The sequence below is a fragment of the Kribbella swartbergensis genome (assembly GCF_054784135.1).
In genome coordinates this window covers 241,573-260,708 of record NZ_BAAGPM010000017.1, presented here as the reverse complement: position 1 = coordinate 260,708, position 19,136 = coordinate 241,573, and the positions used below count along the sequence as shown (strand labels likewise).

The window sequence follows — 19,136 nt, the reverse complement described above, 5'->3', positions numbered from 1 at the left end:
CAGAAATCACCGGAATAAAAGGCAAACCAGTCCGCCACTGGTGTCGTCCAAGTCAGTGTTCCTGAAAGGGGGGACATCATGTTCATCCACCGCATCACCCGCAAGACGATCGTCGCCGCCCTCGCCGTCATGGCGGTCCCGGCCGCCGCGATCGCCGCCCCGGCCGTGGCCGGGTCCACCTCCGCCCCCCGCACCGCCTCGACGGCATCGGCCGCCACCGCCTGCCCGACCGGCTGGGGCTCGTTGCCTGAGGCAAACAGCCGGATGACGCAGGCGCCGGTGACGGACGTTCGCACCGGCAGGCACGCCTGCTTCGACCGGCTCGTCGTCGACATCCGCGGACGCGCTCCCGGGTACGACGTCCGCTACGTCACCAACGTCACCCAGGACGGCTCCGGCTTCGTGGTTCCGCTCCGCGGCGGCGCCAAGTTGCAGGTCATCGTCCGCGCTCCGGCGTACGACTCGGCCGGCCGGCCGACGTACCGGCCCGCGAACAAGCGTGAGCTGTCCAACGTCTCCGGCTACAGCACCTTCCGCCAGGTCGCGTACGCCGGAAGCTTCGAGGGCCAGACCACCATCGGCCTCGGCGTCCGCGCCCGGCTGCCGTTCCGCGTCTTCACCCTCGCGGGACCGGGCTCGAACTCGCGCCTGGTCGTCGACGTCGCCCACCGTTGGTGACGATCCCCACCCCGCGGTCGCCCGGCTCCCCCGCCGGGCGACCGCCCTACCGCAGGTCAGTGACCTTCAATGTCTAGTGTCCAGGTAGTAATACACCCGGTGACAACCCGTTGCGAACTGTCACCATCCTGGGGTGAAGACCTTACGCAGACCCCTTGTCCTGGGGCTCGCACCCGCCCTCGCCCTGTCCGCCGCACTCGCTGTGCCCACGGCTGCCTCGACGACCACTACCCAACAGCGGGTGGATGTCGCACTCGAGTGGTACGACGTCACCGCTGACACCATCACCGCTGCCGGTGCGCCGACACAGGTGACCAACAACCGCACCTGGGCGATCGGCTGGCTTGCCGCCAGTCGCGCCCTCCTGCGGTCCTCGGCCGGCTCGGCGCCATATCAGGAAGCGGCTCTGGCCGGCGCGGTCCACGAGACCCTGGTCACCCTCATCCCGGCTCGCAAGACCGAACTGGATCAGTCGCTGGCCACCACACTGGCGCGCATCGCGGACGGCGATGCCGAGACCGCCGGTCTGACCGCGGGACGCCAACAGGCAAAGGCAGTCCTGGCCTCCCGCGCCAACGACGGATTGGATCCCGCCTCGGTGAACGCGCCATTCACCCCGTCCTCGCCCGACCCTGGTGTCTGGCGGCCCACACCGCCGGCCTACAGCCCTGCAACGCAGTACGGGAACCGCTTGGCAAAGCCGTTCCTGCTGAAGACTGCCGGCCAGTTCCGGCCGGCTCCACCGCCCGCTCTGGGCTCACCGAAGTACAACCGAGATCTGGCCGAGGTCCGCGCCGACGGCGCCCTCAACAGCAGCACCCGCACCCAGGCCCAGACCGACACAGCCACCTTCTGGCTCGGGTCGTCGTACGTGCTCTACACCGCTCCGCTGCGGGTGGCGCTGGCAGAAACCGCGGTGCGACCACTGTCCGAGCGGGCCAAGTTGGTCGCGCTGTTCCACGTGGCCACGGTGGACACGCAGATCGCCACCTCTGACACCAAGTACGCCTACCAACGTTGGCGTCCGGTGACTGCACTTCGTGCGACCACCGACCCGGACTGGACGCCGCTGCACAACACTCCGGCTCACCCGGACTACCCGAGCGGGCACAACACGTACTCCGGTGCAGCCGAGCAGGTGCTGACCACTCTGGTCGGGGCGCGCACCGCCAAGGCGTACACGATCGGGAGCCCGTCAGCACCAGGCGTGACCCGCACGTACGGCGACTGGCGCCAACTGACCCTGGAGAACGTCGACGCCCGGGTCTGGTCCGGCATCCACACCCGTACGGCGAACACCGTCGGAGTGACCCTGGGCAAGCAGGTCGCGGCCCACGCCCTGCGCAACGCCGACACGCTGTTCCAGTGAACCCATGCTCCGGCGGGCGACGGGCGGTCCGCCCGCCGGAGCAAGGCTCGCTACAGAACGCGATTCAGCAGGTCGAAGAAGGTGTCGCCGAGGACCAGTTCGTACGGATCCGTCAGCAACGGCGCCAGGTCGGCGATGTCGGACGGCGTCCAGCCCCAGGCGTTGATACCGCAGGCGATGAAGCGCGGGCTCGCGCCGTCCCAGTCCGCGATGTGCCTGTCCAGGGCGGCCTTGTACTCGGCGGCTTTCCCGGGTGCGCCGAAGTTCCCGATGATCGGCAGGCCGCCTCGCCGTACCAGGAGATCACCGCCCTCCCAGGACTGGATGATGCCCTTCAGCGGGGTGTGGTCGGCGTACCCCTGCGCGATCTCCTCCGGGAACGCGACCCAGCCGTTCTCGTTCCGGTGGTTGTAGGCGTAGACGAGGTCCAGGCCCGTACGGCGCATGAACTCGCCGGACAGCTTGAGGTACGCGGGCAACTGGTCGGCCGGCCACGAGCCGGGGTAGGTGTAACCGGCGCCGGACGGTCCGCAGATCAGCAGGTCGTTGGCCGTCGCGGTCCGCTGGTAGTAGCTGAACAGGCCCGGCCCGATCTCGGCGAGCAACGGGCTGATCGTCCAGTTGACCATCGCCTCGCCGCGCCGCGGGTCGTCCCACATGTCGCGCATCCGCCGCTGGCAGTACTGCACGTTGTCGCCCTCGCCGAAGGTCAGCGTGACGTAGACCTTGTTCTTCGGCTCCAGGCGCCGTACCCGCCGTACCTTCTCCGAGATCGGCGCGGTGAACCCGGAATGCACCGTGCCGTTCATGTAGAAGTCCGCGGGGATCACCGGCGAACCGCCCTGGGACGCCAGGTCGACGCCGCTCCACTCGCCGGCGACGTCGTTGGAGAACCAGCCGGCGTACGGCACCGTCGGGCCGACCTTGCCGAAGTGCTCGGTCAGGAGTTCGCCGGTCGGGCCGTTCGGGGGCAGCCAGCTCACCAGGGCCTTGCTGGCCACCACGTAGTCGCGGAAGTACGGGAACGGCTCGATCCGGGTCGGCGCGGTGTCGGTGGCGGTGACCAGGTACTGGTTCCACATCTCGACCGTCACGACCAGGCTGGTCGTCCCGGCCGGCGGGGCGAACCGGTAGATCCAGTAGTTCCCGCCGTCGGCGAACCGGTTGCCCTCGCCACCGATCGACGAGTTCGCACCCTCGAACAGGTACGGCGCCTCCTCCGGTGTGTCCGGCAGGAACCGGGCGATCTCGGTGCCGTTGGCCTTGACCGACACCGACAGAACCGACGCACCCCAGCCGTCGTCGCCGAACGAGTCGCCGAACCGGACGTACACCGCCTCCTTGCCGAGCTTGGCCGAGACGTCAAGGTCGTAGGTGCCGCGGTTCGAGGAGTCGCGGAGCTGCCGGGTCTCGCGGGCGATCTCCTGCCACTGCACGTTCTCGGCCTGCACCACCATCGTCGGCGGGAGGCCGGTGAGCAGCTTCTGGTTGCAGCGCGGGAACAGATTGTCCAACTGCCAGCGGTAGGTCTTCACCCGGTCGTCGTCGAAGACACCGCGCAGGTCCTTCAGGATCCGCAGACCGTGCGCCTTGGCCTGCTCGGCATCCGCGACGACCGCGTTTTCCAGACCGGCCAGGGTCGTGGCGATGTTGAGCGAGTCAGGTACGGCGGGGTCGTGGACGATCGCGCCCCGGATGCGGTGCCGGAACTTGGCCACCAGGTCGAGCGGGTTGTCGTATCGCACAGTCGGCAGCCGCATGTCCTTCAGCCACTTGGCGTCGGGACCGTTCGGCGTACCGGGTGCGTAGAGGAAGTAGAGCTCGGGCTTGGTGCGGTTGACGATGCCCTGCAAGGTGGTCAGCAGCGTCTGATCCCCGCCGCTGAGCTTGCTGACATCGCCGTAGTGCAGGCGCTCCGGCCGACCGAAGCCGGGCAGCAGCCGGGCGGCACCGGCCGGAGCATTGGCAGCGTTGTCGGCCGCGGCCGCGGGCAGGGCCTGGAAGACCCCGAACCCACCCACCGTCACCGCACCACTGCCCGCCAGGAACGTTCGTCTCGAGACCATCGGACCACTCCCCTGTCGTTGACATCGATGTCAAATCAGCGGGGACATTAGCAACGCCGAGAGAGCGTGTACATAGCTCGTTACAACGTTGACCGAAAAAATTGGAATCGTTTCCGAGAGGCGGGGGTTGTTGGTGACAGACAGGGGTGGGAGCGGGCGGCGGATAAGCCCACGCGTGCTACGCAGCCAGTCCTCGTCGCTCCGCTCCTCGTCCCGCCCGCTACGCCCGCTCCCACCCACCCCCCGGCTAATCGCCGGTACTTCCCTTGCCGGCTACCGCCGGCCATTTGCGGGCTTGTCGCCGCAATCGACCGCGTCGCCGTCTCGGCTGGTCGTATGGGCGAACCGGAACATTTTCAAAAGACCAGGGCTGCCGACGCGTCGACGTGCGGTATCAATGCAGGCATGCCCAGCGTCTTCCTCGTTCGCCACGGCGAACCCGACGGCACCCAGATCGAGGCGGAAGGCTGGTGGGGTCCCATCCGCGACCTGGCGCCACTCACAGCGAAAGGCATCGAGCAGGCCAAGGCCGCCGGCCAAGAGCTCAGACATGTGGGGGCCCGCCGCGTCGTGTCCTCGCCAATGACACGGGCACTCCAAACAGCGAGTCTCATCGCTGCAGAGGCCCGCCTCCCGCTCACGGCCGTCGAATTCGACCTCCGCGAATGGCTGCCGGACTCCACGCTGTCCTGGCGATCATTCAGCGACGTCCAAGCCCTCAGCCGCGACTTCGAACAATGCCAAGGCGAGTGGCCGGCTGGAGAGACCCGCCGCTGGGAACCCCTCACCTGCCTACGCAACCGAGCACTCGGCGCACTACGGAGACAAGCCACCGGCCACGCCGAGCCCTTCATCGCCGTCTGCCACGACATGGTGATCCAAGCTCTCACCGGCCACGCGGGCACCGAACACTGCGGCATCCAAGTGCTCGACGACGTGTTCTGAACGAGCCACGGGCCCAGCGTTCGATCTCGAAGTGCAGAGAAGGCTCAGGCTGCACCACTCAGCGTCCCGTCTGACACGACTCTGACGCTGCTGTGGCGCGGTTGACCATGCTGGGAGCGCACCTACTGCTTGCGCTCCGGCTCACTCATCCGAGCAGGCGCGGCGGTTGATTGCGGCGATAGCCCGCAATGGCCGGCGGTAGCCGGCAAGGGAAATACCGGCGTCAGCCGGGGGGTGGGTGGGAGCGGGCGTAGCGGGCGGGACGAGGAGCGGAGCGACGAGGAGTGGCTGCGTAGCACGCGTGGGCGGGCCGTAGTTACCAGGCTTGGCGGAGGATTTCGGTGGCTTCGGGGAGGCTGAGGCCGGCGCGGCGGGCGGTTCGGGCCAGGGTGACGGCGGCTTGCCGGGTGGCCTCGTCGTCGACCTGTGCTGCGTGATGCGAGGACGAACGTCCCGTTCCGGCCGCGGGTCTCGACCAGCCGGTCGGCCTCCAGTTCCTTGTAGGCGCGCGCCACCGTGTTGACCGCGAGCCCGAGGTCCAGCGACAGTTGCCGGACCGTCGGCAGGCGCGTCCCCTTGGCGAGTTCGCCGGCCCGGATCAACGCCTCGATCTGCGCCCGCACCTGCTCGTACGGCGGCGTGATCCCGACCGGATCGACCGTGATGTCCATCCGGTCACCATGCCGGACCAGCGGGTCGGCGAACAACCACCGTGACCCTTCGGTGACGTGCCGCGCGGGACTGCAGGATCAACCACGCCGGCATCGTCGCGACGCTCGCCGTACCTCGGCATCCCCAACGGCAAGCTCCACGGATACGCGACCGCCTGACCGCGACCCTCGCCGAACCTCAGCTTCCCCAACCGCAAGCTCCACGGATACGCGACCGCCTGACCGCGACCCTCGCCGAACCTCAGCTCCCCCAACCGCAAGCTCCACGGATACGCGACCGCCTGACCGCGACCCTCGCCGAACCTCAGCTCCCCCAACCGCAAGCTCCACGGATACGCGACCCATGAGCGAGCCCGTCGCCTGAGCCGAACCGTGCCGTCGGCTCAGGCCACGCGTCCTTGGGTCAAGCCAAGTCCTCGGCTCCGGCGAAGTCTTCTGGGCTGTACGGCCTTTCCTCGACCAGGACGAGCCAGTTGCCGGAGTTGTCTCTCAGGACGGCCTCGACGCCGTACGGGCGGTCGGACGGCTCCTGGATGTAGTCGACGCCCTTGGCGACCAGTTCCTGGAAGGTCTTGCGGCAGTCGTCGGTGGCGATGCCGAAGCCGTGCATCGAGCCCTTCGCCAGGCTGCGCCGGATCACGTCCGCGGCCTCCTCGTCCAGCGGCGGGCCGGGCAGCATCAGCGCGAGCCGCAGTTCGGGGTGGTCGGCCTGGTACACGGTGCACCAGCGGAAGTCGCCGAGGTTGATGTCCTCCTTCAGCACGAACCCCAGCTTGTCGGTGTAGAACGCCTTGGCCTCGTCGATGTCGCTGACGTAAACGGTGACCAGGCTGACGTTGGTGATCATGACCCCTCCAATATGTCGTCGTCGGTACGACGGTAGGCCGCGGACGGCTCGGCCGGCTTCTCCGGAATTGCTGAGTTCAGCCCGAGCATGAACACGAAGCACCCGGGGATCCGCGCGCCCGTCTGGGTGCGCTGGTATTCCGACGGACTCATCCCGACCAGTTCGGTGAACCGCTGCGAGAACGACCCGAGGCTGCTGTACCCGACCAGCCCGCACACCTCGGTGACGGTCAGGTTCGTCGCCCGCAGCAGGTCGGTGGCCCGCTCGATCCGCCGCCGGGTCACGTACTGCATCGGCGTCTCGCCGTACTCCGCCGCGAAGCACCGCAGGAAGTGGTACTTCGACACGCCGGCCGCCGCCGCCAGCCCAGCCAGGTCCAGCGGCTCCGCATAGTTGCGATCAGCAACGTCACGCGCTCGCCGCAGATGCACCAGCAACTCCACCGGTACGCTTCCCGCCACCCTCCGAGCCTAGACCGTTGACCGGCGCCGGGCCGGGCGCGACCCTGACCACAGGGAGGGAGGTTCAGCGTGCGGCGGGATGCGGCGACCGAGTACCTGCGCGGAGCCCTCTGGGCGATGCCGTCGCTGGCGGTGGTGCTCGCGCTGATCGCGGGGTCGGGCCTGTCGTTCGTCGAGGTGGCACCGGGCTCGTGGCGGGACCGCTTCCTGTTCCAGGGGACCGCGGACGACGCCCGCACCCTGCTCATCGCGGTCACCAGCACGATGGCGACCGTGATCGCCCTGGTGCTCGGCCTCACCGTCGTGGCGCTTCAGCTCGCCTCGACCCAATTCTCCCCCCGGCTGCTGCGCAACTTCCTCCGCGACCGGGTCAACCAGTTCGTGTTGAGCATCTTCGTCGCGACGTTCGTGTACAGCAGCGCCGGCCTGTACACGGTCGGCGTGAAGGCCGGTCAGCGGACCGACGAGTACCCGCGGCTCGCCGTCACCGTCGCACTGGTGCTGCTGTTCGTCAGCCTGCTGATGCTGGTGTTCTTCGTCCACCACCTGACCCATTCGATCCAGATCGACGAGGTCATGCGCAAGGTCGAGCGCACCACGCTCCACGTCATCGACCGCGACCTGCCGACCGTCGGCGTGACCACCGAGCCCCGCCCGGTGCCTCCCGGGTGGGCTGTCGACATACCCGCATACCGCTCCGGCTACATCCAGACGATCCACCCCGAGGCCTTGCTCGCCGCCGCCACCGCCACCGGGGTGACCGCCTCCGTGACGCGCATGGTCGGTGAACATGTCATCGCCGGCTCGGCGCTAGTCCAGGTGTGGCAGGACTCGCCTGGTCCGCCGCCCGCGCTGGACCGGCTCGCGACGGCCGCGCGGGACTCCATCCGGATCGGTTTCGAGCGGACCGCCGAGCAGGACGTCGCGTTCGGCGTCCGGCAACTCGCGGACATCGCGGTCAAGGCGCTGTCGGCCGCCATCAACGACCCCTACACCTCGATCCAGGCGATCGAGCACCTGTCCGTGGTCCTCGCCGCACTGGCCGGACGCGATCTCGGCAGCCAGTTGCTGCGTGACCAGGCCGGCGTACTGCGGGTCGTCGTACCGGGCCGGGATCTCCAGTACTACCTCGACCTGGCTTGTGGTCAGGTACGGCGCTATGGCAAAGCCGAGCCGCGGGTCGTCCGTGCGCAACTCCGGATCCTGCACAGCACCGGGCAGTTCTGCCGGGACGGCAACGGCCGGCGACTCGTGGTCGAGCAGGTCAACCTGCTGATGGCGGACGCCGAGCGCGCGATCGTCCAGCCCGCCGACTTCGTCGCCGTCCGGGAACACGCCGACCGCGTCCTTCGAGAACTGGGCGCACCCGCCGCTTCTTTCGGTCCGGACCGAAAGATTGGCGACCGCTGAGACCCGTGGGCCAAGCTGCCGGGATGAGAGTCGGCCGTTACTTGCCCTAGGCCACCAGGTGGTCGCTGTCGACGAGTCGCCGGAGATGGTCGCCCGGATCCCCGAGACGGAGACGATCTGCTCGGCGATCGGTGACCTCCGGCTGGAGCGGCGCTTCGACGTCGTCCTGATGATGTCGTACCTGATCAACGTCGCCGACGAGGAGGAGCGACTGCGGCTGCTCCGGACCTGCGCGCACCACGTGCGGCCGGCCGGACCGTCGGGGGTCCGGCCGGCGCAGTGGCTACTCGCCCTTCTTCTCCGGCGTGGCGTCGACGCCGGCCTCCTTGCGCTGTTCCGGCGTGATCGGCGCCGGCGCGGACGTCAGCGGGTCGAACCCGCCGCCGGACTTCGGGAACGCGATCACGTCCCGGATCGACTCGGTCCCGGCCAGCAGCGCGGTGATCCGGTCCCAGCCGAACGCGATCCCGCCGTGCGGCGGAGCGCCGTACTTGAACGCCTCCAGCAGGAAGCCGAACTTCTCGCTCGCCTCCTCGTCGCTCAGGCCCATCACCTTGAAGACGCGCTTCTGCACGTCCTCGCGGTGGATACGGATCGACCCGCCGCCGATCTCGTTGCCGTTGCAGACGATGTCGTACGCGTACGCCAGCGCCGAGCCCGGATCGGTGTCGAACGTGTCCAGCGAGTCCGGCTTCGGCGACGTGAAGGCATGGTGTACGGCGGTCCACGCACCCGAACCGACCGCGACGTCACCCGCGGCGGTCGCCTCGTCGGCCGGCTCGAACAGCGGCGCGTCGACGACCCACACGAACGACCACGCCGACTCGTCGATCAGCCCGCCACGACGGCCGATCTCCAGCCGCGCCGCGCCGAGCAGCGCCCGCGAAGGCTTGACCGGACCGGCGGCGAAGAAGATGCAGTCACCGGGCTTGGCGCCGACGTGGTCGGCGATCCCGGCGCGCTCTTCCTCGGACAGGTTCTTCGCGACCGGGCCACCCAGCTCGCCGTCCTGGCCGACCAGCACGTACGCGAGGCCCTTCGCTCCGCGCTGCTTGGCCCACTCCTGCCACGCGTCCAGCTGCTTGCGCGGCTGGTCCGCTCCACCCGGCATCACGACCGCGCCGACGTACGGCGCCTGGAACACCCGGAACGGCGTGTTCTTGAAGTACTCGGTGCACTCGACCAGCTCGAGACCCATCCGCAGATCCGGCTTGTCGGTGCCGAACCGGGCCATCGCCTCGGCGTACGTCATCCGCGGGATCGGGGTCTGCACGTCGTACCCGACGAGCTTCCAGAGCGCCGACAGGATCTCCTCGGACAGGGCGATCACGTCGTCCTGGTCGACGAAGCTCATCTCGATGTCGAGCTGGGTGAACTCCGGCTGCCGGTCGGCGCGGAAGTCCTCGTCGCGGTAGCAGCGGGCGATCTGGTAGTACCGTTCCATCCCGGCCACCATCAGCAGCTGCTTGAACAGCTGCGGCGACTGCGGCAGCGCGTACCACGAGCCGGGCTGCAGCCGGGCCGGCACCAGGAAGTCGCGGGCGCCCTCCGGCGTCGACCGGGTCAGCGTCGGCGTCTCGATCTCGACGAAATCGTGCTGCGCGAGGACGGCCCGTGCCGTCTTGTTGACCTCGCTGCGCAGCCGGATCGCCGCACCCGGGCCCGGCCGGCGCAGGTCGAGGTACCGGTACTTGAGCCGGACCTCCTCGTTCACCGGGGTCGCGTGGTGCTCCTCGACCGGGAACGGCAGCGGCGCGGCCTCGTTCAGCACCTCGACCTGGGACGCGATCACCTCGATCTCGCCGGTCGGCAGGTTCGGGTTCGCGTTGCCCTCCGGCCGCGCGCTCACCTCGCCGGTGACCTTCAGGCAGAACTCGGCCCGCAGCGGGTGCGCGACCTCCTCGTCCCGGATGACCACCTGCACGGTGCCGCTGGAGTCGCGCAGGTCGATGAACGCCACGCCGCCGTGATCACGCCGCCGCGCCACCCAGCCGGCCAGGGTGACGGTCTGCCCGGTGTGCTCTGCGCGCAACGAGCCTGCGGAATGGGTACGGATCACGAGTTCTCCTGAGGGGTTTCGATCTGGGGTCGTACGTCGGCCGCCGGCGGCGTCCAGGTGGCCGGATCGGCGGGCACCTGCTCACCGCTGCGGATGTCCTTCACCTCGGGTCCGCCCTCGGTGCTGAACCACACGAACGGGATGCCCCGCCGGTCCGCGAACCGGATCTGCTTCCCGAACTTCGCCGCCGCCGGTGCCACCTCCACCGGGATCCCCCGGCTGCGTAGCTGAGCGGCGGTCCGCATGGCCTCGGCCCGGTCCTCTTCGGCGGTGAGCGCCACGAGTACGGCGGTCGGCGTACGACGGGAGCCCTTGAGCAGACCCTGGCTGACCAACCGGTGCACCAGCCGCGAGACACCGATCGAGATCCCGACACCCGGGTACGTCGTCTTGCCGTCGGACGCGAGCGAGTCGTACCGGCCGCCACCACCGACCGACCCGAACGACTCCTGGCCGACCAGGTAAATCTCGTAGACCGCGCCGGTGTAGTAGTCGAGGCCGCGCGCGATCCGCAGGTCGGCCATCAGCAGCCCGGGCGCGTGCTCGGCGGCCGCGGCCATCACCTGGCTGAGCTGCTCGAGCCCCTCGTCGAGGATCTCGTGCTCCACACCCAGCGCCCGGACCTTCTCCACGAACGAGGTGTCCGTGCTGGAGATGTCCGCCAACTGCACCGCGAGCTTTGCCTGCTTGTCGGTGGCACCCGCCTCGACCAGCCGCTCGATCACCTTGTCCGGGCCGATCTTGTCGATCTTGTCGACGATCCGCAGCACCGTGGTGACGTCGTCCAGGCCGAGACCGCGGTAGAACCCCTCCGGGATCTTGCGGTTGTTGACCTTGATCACGAACTCGGGCACCGGCAGCTTGCGGAGCGCGTCCGCGATCACCAGCGGCAGCTCGACCTCGTAGTGCGTCGGCAGCTCACCGCTGTCGACGATGTCGATGTCCGCCTGGGTGAACTCGCGGTACCGGCCCTCCTGCGGGCGCTCGCCCCGCCACACCTTCTGGATCTGGTAGCGGCGGAACGGGAACACCAGCTTGCCGCTGTGCTCGAGCACGTAACGGGCGAACGGCACGGTCAGGTCGAAGTGCAGACCCAGTGCGGCGTCCTCGTCGCTGTCCGCGGCCAGCCGGCGTACGCCGTAGATCTCCTTGTCGGCGTCCTCGCCCTGGTTGGACAGCCGCTCGACCGGCTCCACCGCGCGCGTCTCGATCGACGCGAACCCGTGCAGCTCGAACGTCTCCCGGATCACGTCGAGGAACGCCAGCTCGACGATCCGGTCCTGCGGAAGGAATTCGGGGAACCCACTCAGCGGGGTCACCTTGCTCATGATTCTGGTATCTCCAGGTCCTGCAAATAGGGGTTGGTCGCCTTCTCCCGGCCGATCGTGGTCTGGCCACCATGACCCGGCAGGACGACGATCTCGTCGCGCATCGGCAGGATCTTGGTGGCCAGGGTATGCAGCATGGCCGAATGGTCGCCGCCTGGCAGATCCGTCCGGCCGATCGACCCGGCGAACAACACGTCACCGGAGAAAAGGATTGCGGGCACGTCTTCCGGCCCGTCGTACGGCGTGGTGAACGTGACCGAGCCCCGGGTGTGCCCAGGGGTGTGGTCGACGGTGAAGGTCAGGCCGGCCAGCTCCACGCTCAGGCCGTCCTTCAGCTCGGCGACGTCGTCGGGCTCGGCGAACTCGTGCGTGCCGCCGAGCAGCATCCGCGCCGACTCCGGGCTGATCCCGGCCATCGGGTCGCTGAGTAGGTACCGGTCGTCCGGGTGGATCCAGGCCGTCGCGTCGTACGTCCCGCAGACCGGGAGCACCGAGAACATGTGGTCGATGTGACCGTGGGTGAGCAACACCGCGACCGGCTTCAGCTTGTTCTCCCGGACCACCTGCTCCACGCCCGCGGTCGCGTCCTGGCCGGGGTCGATGACGAGGCATTCCGCGCCCTGGCCGGTGGCGACGACGTAGCAGTTCGTACCCCACGATCCCGCGGGGAACCCGGCGATGAGCACGACAGACCTTCCTGGAACGGTTCCGGACCACCCAAGGCTACCGGTGACCGCGGGGACAGAACGAACCGGATTGTGACTCAACCCCGTTGCGTCACGGCTGGGAGTTTGTGATTGTTCAGGGATAAGCGTCGAGACCGCGACTCGACGCGCCCGGGCGGGCCCTGTTCACGCGGTTGGACCGGGGACTGACCACAATGGGCGACGAGCGCAGTGCATACCGCCGGAAGGGGCGAGTTGTGGCCGGAGAGAGCTGGGGCCGGGTAGCTGAGGACGGAACGGTCTTCGTACGGACCAAGGACGGTGAACGGGCGGTCGGCCAGTGGCCGGACGCGAACCCGGAGGAGGCCCTCGCCTTCTACACCCGCCGGTACGACGCACTGGCGTTCGAGGTCGACCTGCTGGAGAAGCGGGTCCAGGCGGGCACCGTGTCACCCGACGACGCGCGAGCCGCGGTGAAGAAGGTCACCGCCGCCATCGACGAGGCCCAGGCGGTCGGCGACCTCGACGGTCTGCGCGCCCGGCTCGAGGCGCTCGGCCCACTGGTCGCCCAGCAGCGCGAGAAGCGCAAGGCCGAGCGGGCCGCGAAGGTCGAGGAGGCCCGCGCCGCCAAGACCAAGATCGCGACCGAGGCCGAGAGCATCGCGGCCGGCACGGACTGGCGCCACGGCGTCACCCGGTTGCGTGAACTGCTGGAGGAGTGGAAGGCGCTGCCGCGGCTGGACAAGGCCAGCGACGACGAACTGTGGCACCGGTTCTCCTCGGCACGTACGACGTACACGCGGCACCGCAAGCAGCACTTCGCCGAGCTGTCCTCCAAGCGCGAGGAGGCCGCCGTGGTGAAGGAGCGCCTCGCGGCCGAGGCGGAGTCGCTCGCGTCCTCGACCGACTGGGGTCCGACGTCCGGGCGGTTCCGCGACCTGATGCGGCAGTGGAAGGCCGCCGGCCCGGCGCCGCGCGAGGTCGACGACAAGCTGTGGGCGCGCTTCCGGGCCGCCCAGGACCAGTTCTTCGGGGCGCGGGACGCCGTTCAGGCCGAGGAGAACGCCGAGCAGATCGAGAACCTGCGGGCCAAGGAGGCCCTGCTGGTCGAGATCGAGGCGATCCTGCCGGTCGAGGACCCGAAGGTCGCCCGCGAGCAGCTGCGCGAACTCCTCGACCGCTGGGACCAGATCGGCAAGGTCCCGCGCGACTCGATGCGGGCCATCGACTCCCGGCTGCGCGCCGTCGAGCAGGCCGTCAAGGCCGCCGAGGACGAGGTCTGGAACCGCAGCAACCCCGAGGCCCGCGCCCGCGCCGAAGCCACGGTCAAGCAACTCCAGTCCCTCATCGCGGACCTGGAGAAGCAGGCGGCGAAGGCCGAGTCCCAAGGCAACACCCGCAAGGCCACCGAGGCCCGCGAAGCCATCGCCGCCCGCCGCGAATGGCTAGCCCAAGCCCAGAAGGCGCTCTCCGACTTCAGCAACTGACCTCAACCTGACATCCCCCGCCCAGCGGCCCACCGCCGGCGCATCGTAAGCCTGTTGGCCACGACGATGCAGCAGGAGGTTCCACAGTGGGCTTCTATCCCGCGGCGTGCATGGTGACAGGCCTGGACCTCCGCGAACTCGATGCGTACCTGATCCCCCTGCTGGAACAGCCCGGCGCCGGCTACCACCCGTTCGCCCTGCCCATTCACGGGTCGTACGACTACTACGGCGGCATCGACACGGTGCCGTACGAACTCGTCACCCTGCTGGACGACTTCGTCATCCGCTGCCTCCGCTCAGGCCGCCTCGACCTCGACCAGACGAAGATCCACCTCGCCGACAGCTTCCAGGAACTGGCTCACGAGAACCACGTCGCCCTCGAGCTGAGCGGCCGGCACGCCTGCCACCTGGACAACCGCGGCCTCGCCTACGCCCTCATCTCCCAAGGCGCCTGGGACGCCACCGTCGAAATCGGCACTCCCCACGCGGCCGCGCCATACACCTCGCCGTACTTCACCGAAATCTACGGCAACCACCTCCCCGACTGGCCCGAACCCCTCCGCGCCCTCTCAGCCGTCAACGCCGCCCTGCCGCTGCTCGGTCTGCAGTGGCAGTGGCCCGAGTCCATCGGCGACTCCGAGTCCCACCGCCGCCTGACCACCGCCCGCACAACCTTCGCCCACCTGACCGCCTTCCATCCGTTCCTCGACCACTACCAGCAGCTCCTCGGAGCGCCTGTGGACAACCCCCGGCACGACTAGCCCTCCATCGGCCATCCTGCTGGGATGCTGCCCTACGACCAGCCCTACTACTTCTGCGGCATTCCTTTCACCCGCCGGCAAGTACCGCGCAAGCTCGCCTGGCTGCTCGCCCGCGGCATCGTTCGCGAGGTCCTGAAGGGCGTGTACGTCGACGTGCGTGTGCCCGACTCGCCTGAACTCCGAGCCGATGCCGCGAGTCTGCTGATACCGCCGGGTGCGGCCGCCTGCGGGCGAACCGCCGCGTGGATTCACGGCATCGACACCACCGCACTGGGGCCGGAGGAGCTCATCGAGGCGCGCTGGACCCGCGAGGCCACCGACGTGGTCCAGGTTCGCGACGTTTGGGTCACCAGCCCGATTGCCACCGCCATCGAGTTGGCAATGCATCTGCCGCGGCCGTTCGCGCTGTCGGCTGTCGATGCGTTCCTCCGCTCAGGCCGGGCCGACCGATGGATCCTCCGGGCCGCGTCCGCGGCCTACGAAGGCCGGCGCGGCTTCCGCCAGGGCCAAGAGATCCTCCGCTACGCCGATCGCCGGGCGGCGTCCCCCGGCGAGTCCTGGCTGCGTCTTCGGCTGATCGATGCCGGTTTCGGCCGGCCGGATCTGCAGGTCCGCGTGCACGGACCGAAGCGCACGTACTTGCTCGATCTTGGGTATCCGGATCGGGCGGTGGATGGGCGGTGGCTGGGGCTGGAGTACGACAGTGACCGGTGGCACTCGGGCGACAAGGCCGAGCTTCGCGACGAGAACCGGCGTACCGAACTCGAAGCGTTGGGGTGGCACATCATCCCGGTTCGGCGGCCGGACCTGTGGGGGTCCTACCCCGCGCTCGAACTCGCCGTCGGCGCCTTCCTCTGCCAGCAGCCGCGCCTCCCCCGCCGCTGGTGAATAAGCTGGTGGACCCGGGGAAAGGGGACGCCTTGCGGTACGCCAGTCACTCGCCGGACTTCCCGTACACCTTGCCGACCGTCTGCTACATCGAGGTCCGCTCCGACGGCTCGGTTCACTCGCCTCCACCCGACGGTGTCGAGGCTCGTGTCCGCGCGTCCGAGAGCCGTCTGTACGCCGTATGGCCGGGTAAGTACCGCAGTGACCTGTTCCTCATCGACGACCTCGACGACTACGAGAAGGCGCTCGGCATCCAGCACGACCCCATCCGCACCGGATTGGCCGACCACGATCATCAGATCAGCTGGCAGCTCAGTGCGGACGAGCAGAAGCCGACGTCGTCGTACGTCTTCGTCGACACGACGCTGGAGTGCGGCTGCGAGATCAAAGACCTCAAAGTCTTTGCCCGCCAGGTCCGCGACCAACTGGGCTGGGACGTCGCGACCACCGGCGGTCTGCGCAGGTCTGTCCGCCCCTCCCCCGACGGCGAACGCCAAGGCCTGATCTACACCCTCCGCGTCCGCCGTAAGAGCCTCGACTGAGTGACACCGCTGGTGCCGGCCGACCGTCTGGGACGACTGATGTCCCTCGGCTCACGGGCAGACCCGACAGTCTGTGTAGTCACCGAGGAACAACCCGTGCTTCAGGCAACGATTGAACGCCGCCTCGACCGGGCTCGGATCCCACATGCGCGGCAGCTCCACCGGCTCCTCAGGCGGCCGATACTCCCGCACCAGTGTGGCGTACTCGGCAAGGTACCGATCGGCGTACGGCGGATCGTAGCTCAGGAAGTCCCAGTGGAAATGGGACTGGGCCAGCTCGATCACCCGGAGCAGGAACGCGCGCTCGGCCTCCCAGTCGGCCGACCACGGTAGCTCGTCCAGATCGAAGCCCTCGTTGCCCAAGCCGATCCGCGAGTTGCACAGCAGCAAAGCGAACCCGCGCTCGAACGGCGTCTCCGCCAGCTCACACGCGGCCAACGCGAGCACGTCCAGGAACACTTCCGACCCGCCGTTGGACAGCTTCAGGCCCGGCCCGGAGGCTGAGCCACCGAACCAGTTACCCACGGCAACTACTGGGTGACGCGGTAGACGTCGAAGACGCCTTCGACCGAGCGGACGGCTTTGAGGACGTGGCCGAGGTGGGTCGGGTCGCCCATCTCGAAGGTGAAGCGGGACTTGGCGATCCGGTCCCGGGTGGTGGTCAGGGCCGCGGACAGGATGTTCACGTGATAGTCCGAGAGCACGCGGGTGATGTCCGACAGCAGCCGGGCCCGATCGAGCGCCTCCACCTGGATCGCGACCAGGAAGACGGACTGCGCGGTCGGCGCCCACTCGACCTCGACGATGCGCTCCGGCTGGTTCTGCAGGTTCTCGACGTTCGCGCAGTCGGACCGGTGCACCGAGACGCCCGCGCCGCGCGTGACCCAGCCGATGATCTCGTCGCCCGGCACCGGCGTACAACATCGCGCCAGCTTCGACAGGACGTCCGTCGCGCCCTTGACGATGACACCGGCGTCGCCGCGGGCGGTCCGCTTCCGGCGCTCCCGGGTCGCCGGCAGGCGCAGGCCCTCGGCCAGGTCCTCGGCCGCGCCTTCCTCACCGCCGTACGTCTCGATCAGCCGCCGTACGACGGCCTGCGCGCTCACGTGGCTCTCGCCGACGGCGGCGTACAGAGCGGTCACATCCGGGTAGCGCAGCGAGTTCGCGACCGCGGTCAACGTCTCGTGCGACAGCAGGCGCTGCAGCGGCAGGCCCTCCTTGCGCAACTGCTTGGCGATCGCGTCCTTGCCGTGCTCGATCGCCTCGTCGCGGCGCTCCTTGGAGAACCAGTGCTTGATCTTGTTGCGCGCCCGCGGGCTCTTCACGAACGACAGCCAGTCGCGCGACGGCCCTGCGCCCTGCGCCTTCGAGGTGAAGACCTCGACCACGTCGCCGTTCTCGAGCGTGCTCTCCAGCGGGACGAGCCGGCCGTTGACCCGGGCGCCGATGCAGCGGTGCCCGACCTCGGTGTGGATCGCGTACGCGAAGTCGACCGGTGACGACCCGGCCGGCAGCGACATCACGTCACCGCGCGGGGTGAAGACGTAGACCTCGGAGTTGTTGATCTCGAACCGCAGCGAGTCGAGGAACTCCGACGGGTCGGAGGTCTCCCGCTGCCAGTCGACCAGCTGCCGGACCCACGGCATCTCGTTCGGCCCGCCGATCTCGGTGCTGGGCGGTCCGGCCACCTCGGGCGCGGCCGAGGTCGGGTCCTCCTTGTACTTCCAGTGCGCGGCGATGCCGTACTCCGCCCGGCGGTGCATCGCGAACGACCGGATCTGCAGCTCCACCGGCTTGCCCTGCGGGCCGATCACGGTGGTGTGCAGCGACTGGTACATGTTGAACTTCGGCATCGCGATGTAGTCCTTGAACCGGCCGGGCACCGGATTCCAGCGCGCGTGCAGGATGCCGAGCGCCGCGTAACAGTCGCGGACCGACTCGACCAGGACCCGGATGCCGACCAGGTCGTAGATGTCGCCGAACTCGCGGCCGCGGACGATCATCTTCTGGTAGATCGAGTAGTAGTGCTTCGGCCGGCCGGTGACGGTCGCCTTCACCTTGGCCGCGCGCAGGTCCTCGTGCACCTGGTCGATCACGGACGCCAGGTACTCGTCCCGGGACGGCGCCCGCTCGGCGACCAGCCGGACGATCTCGTCGTACACCTTGGGGTGCAGGGTCGAGAACGACAGGTCCTCGAGCTCCCACTTGATCGTGTTCATACCGAGCCGGTGGGCCAGCGGGGCGTAGATCTCCAGCGTCTCGCGGGCGATCCGCTCCTGCTTCTCCTGGCGCAGGAACCCGAGCGTGCGCATGTTGTGCAGCCGGTCGGCGAGTTTGATCACCAGCACCCGGATGTCCTTGGCCATCGCGACGACCATCTTGCGGATCGTCTCGGCCTGCGCGGACTCGCCGTACTTGACCTTGTCCAGCTTGGTCACGCCGTCGACCAGCATGGCGATCTCTTCGCCGAAGTCGCGGGTCAGCTCCTCGACCGTGTACGGCGTGTCCTCGACGGTGTCGTGGAGCAAGGCGGCACACAGGGTCGGGGCGGTCATACCGAGCTCGGCCAGGATGGTGGCGACGGCGAGCGGGTGGGTGATGTACGCGTCGCCGCTCTTGCGCAACTGGCCGCTGTGGTACTTCTCCGCGGTCCGGTACGCGCGCTCGATCAGGCCGAGGTCGGCCTTCGGGTGGGTCGCCCGGACGACGCGGAACAAGGGCTCGAGCATGGGAGCCCGGTTCGGGTGCCGGGTGCCGCCGAGGCGGGCGAGGCGAGCCCGGACCCGGGCCGGCGCGATCCGGGGCGGTTGGGCGGCAGGCGGCGGTGACGGAGCCGGGCGCACCGGGGCGCGCGGGGGCTCCTGCGGTACAACGTTCGGCACCGCTGACGTCATCGCCGGGTCTTCGCCCACGTTTGTGTCCCTCCGCCGACAGACCACCAGTCTAGGGGGAACCCCCC

The 19,136-nt window shown here is 68.9% G+C and carries 17 protein-coding genes and 1 pseudogene; 9 read left to right on the top strand and 9 right to left on the bottom strand.

Annotated features, from left to right (window positions below; all coding sequences use genetic code 11):
* Window positions 1–78 precede the first annotated feature (78 nt).
* Both ACYVOK_RS13080 and ACYVOK_RS13075 read left to right on the top strand, forming a co-directional pair.
* On the top strand, window positions 79–678 hold the full coding sequence (locus ACYVOK_RS13080) for an AMIN-like domain-containing (lipo)protein (protein WP_460662626.1): 600 nt from the start codon (window positions 79–81) through the stop codon (window positions 676–678).
* A gap of 241 nt (window positions 679–919) precedes the next feature.
* A complete protein-coding gene (locus ACYVOK_RS13075) occupies window positions 920–2,047 on the top strand; it encodes a vanadium-dependent haloperoxidase (RefSeq protein WP_460662625.1) in 1,128 nt (375 codons plus the stop codon).
* Window positions 2,048–2,097: 50 nt separating this feature from the next.
* Here ACYVOK_RS13075 and ACYVOK_RS13070 read toward each other — a convergent pair whose 3' ends face one another.
* Window positions 2,098–4,113 carry a GxGYxYP domain-containing protein gene (locus tag ACYVOK_RS13070; RefSeq protein ID WP_460662624.1) on the bottom strand — a complete coding sequence of 672 codons (2,016 nt, stop codon included), beginning with the start codon at window positions 4,111–4,113 and terminating at the stop codon, window positions 2,098–2,100.
* Between the two features lie 336 nt (window positions 4,114–4,449).
* On the opposite strand from ACYVOK_RS13070, the gene ACYVOK_RS13065 reads away from it, so the two are divergent.
* Complete coding sequence (locus ACYVOK_RS13065; RefSeq protein ID WP_460662623.1) at window positions 4,450–5,058, top strand: histidine phosphatase family protein; 609 nt, start codon at window positions 4,450–4,452, stop codon at window positions 5,056–5,058.
* Window positions 5,059–5,180: 122 nt separating this feature from the next.
* Here ACYVOK_RS13065 and ACYVOK_RS13060 read toward each other — a convergent pair whose 3' ends face one another.
* From ACYVOK_RS13060 to ACYVOK_RS13050, 3 genes are all read right to left on the bottom strand, one after another.
* Complete coding sequence (locus ACYVOK_RS13060) at window positions 5,181–5,729, bottom strand: GntR family transcriptional regulator (RefSeq protein WP_460662622.1); 549 nt, start codon at window positions 5,727–5,729, stop codon at window positions 5,181–5,183.
* Between the two features lie 403 nt (window positions 5,730–6,132).
* Window positions 6,133–6,576 (bottom strand): VOC family protein, encoded by a 444-nt coding sequence (locus tag ACYVOK_RS13055; protein ID WP_460662621.1) that lies wholly within the window; start codon window positions 6,574–6,576, stop codon window positions 6,133–6,135.
* Window positions 6,573–7,037: a helix-turn-helix transcriptional regulator gene (locus ACYVOK_RS13050; protein WP_460662620.1), complete on the bottom strand. Its 465-nt coding sequence runs from the start codon at window positions 7,035–7,037 to the stop codon at window positions 6,573–6,575. Before ACYVOK_RS13050 ends, ACYVOK_RS13055 begins: the two co-directional genes overlap by 4 nt.
* A gap of 69 nt (window positions 7,038–7,106) precedes the next feature.
* Here ACYVOK_RS13050 and ACYVOK_RS13045 point away from each other — a divergent pair, with 69 nt between their 5' ends.
* Window positions 7,107–8,447: a DUF2254 domain-containing protein gene (locus tag ACYVOK_RS13045; protein ID WP_460662619.1), complete on the top strand. Its 1,341-nt coding sequence runs from the start codon at window positions 7,107–7,109 to the stop codon at window positions 8,445–8,447.
* A pseudogene (locus tag ACYVOK_RS13040) lies at window positions 8,434–8,691 on the top strand (methyltransferase domain-containing protein); the annotation flags it as partial. The gene ACYVOK_RS13045 and the pseudogene ACYVOK_RS13040, both read left to right, overlap by 14 nt.
* Before the next feature lie 39 nt (window positions 8,692–8,730).
* Here the strand turns inward: ACYVOK_RS13040 and aspS are convergent.
* From aspS to ACYVOK_RS13025, 3 genes are read right to left on the bottom strand one after another with little or no spacing between them, the layout of a single operon-like run.
* Window positions 8,731–10,506, bottom strand: a complete 1,776-nt coding sequence (gene aspS, locus ACYVOK_RS13035; protein ID WP_460662618.1) for an aspartate--tRNA ligase — start codon at window positions 10,504–10,506, stop codon at window positions 8,731–8,733.
* On the bottom strand, window positions 10,503–11,834 hold the full coding sequence (gene hisS, locus ACYVOK_RS13030; RefSeq protein ID WP_460662617.1) for a histidine--tRNA ligase: 1,332 nt from the start codon (window positions 11,832–11,834) through the stop codon (window positions 10,503–10,505). The genes aspS and hisS overlap by 4 nt, the downstream gene beginning before the upstream one ends.
* Window positions 11,831–12,520, bottom strand: a complete 690-nt coding sequence (locus ACYVOK_RS13025) for an MBL fold metallo-hydrolase (RefSeq protein ID WP_460662616.1) — start codon at window positions 12,518–12,520, stop codon at window positions 11,831–11,833. The genes hisS and ACYVOK_RS13025 overlap by 4 nt, the downstream gene beginning before the upstream one ends.
* Before the next feature lie 194 nt (window positions 12,521–12,714).
* Here ACYVOK_RS13025 and ACYVOK_RS13020 point away from each other — a divergent pair, with 194 nt between their 5' ends.
* From ACYVOK_RS13020 to ACYVOK_RS13005, 4 genes are all read left to right on the top strand, one after another.
* A complete protein-coding gene (locus tag ACYVOK_RS13020) occupies window positions 12,715–13,986 on the top strand; it encodes a DUF349 domain-containing protein (RefSeq protein WP_460662615.1) in 1,272 nt (423 codons plus the stop codon).
* An 86-nt stretch (window positions 13,987–14,072) separates the two neighbouring features.
* Complete coding sequence (locus ACYVOK_RS13015; RefSeq protein WP_460662614.1) at window positions 14,073–14,747, top strand: hypothetical protein; 675 nt, start codon at window positions 14,073–14,075, stop codon at window positions 14,745–14,747.
* Window positions 14,748–14,771: 24 nt separating this feature from the next.
* Window positions 14,772–15,635: a hypothetical protein gene (locus tag ACYVOK_RS13010; protein WP_460662613.1), complete on the top strand. Its 864-nt coding sequence runs from the start codon at window positions 14,772–14,774 to the stop codon at window positions 15,633–15,635.
* A 32-nt stretch (window positions 15,636–15,667) separates the two neighbouring features.
* A complete protein-coding gene (locus tag ACYVOK_RS13005; RefSeq protein ID WP_460662612.1) occupies window positions 15,668–16,177 on the top strand; it encodes a hypothetical protein in 510 nt (169 codons plus the stop codon).
* Between the two features lie 51 nt (window positions 16,178–16,228).
* Here the strand turns inward: ACYVOK_RS13005 and ACYVOK_RS13000 are convergent, their stop codons facing one another.
* Window positions 16,229–16,702, bottom strand: a complete 474-nt coding sequence (locus ACYVOK_RS13000) for a hypothetical protein (RefSeq protein ID WP_460662611.1) — start codon at window positions 16,700–16,702, stop codon at window positions 16,229–16,231.
* A 5-nt stretch (window positions 16,703–16,707) separates the two neighbouring features.
* The gene (locus ACYVOK_RS12995; protein WP_460662610.1) at window positions 16,708–19,071 is read right to left on the bottom strand and encodes a RelA/SpoT family protein; all 2,364 of its coding nucleotides are present in this window, start codon (window positions 19,069–19,071) and stop codon (window positions 16,708–16,710) included.
* Between the last annotated feature and the right edge of the window lie 65 nt (window positions 19,072–19,136).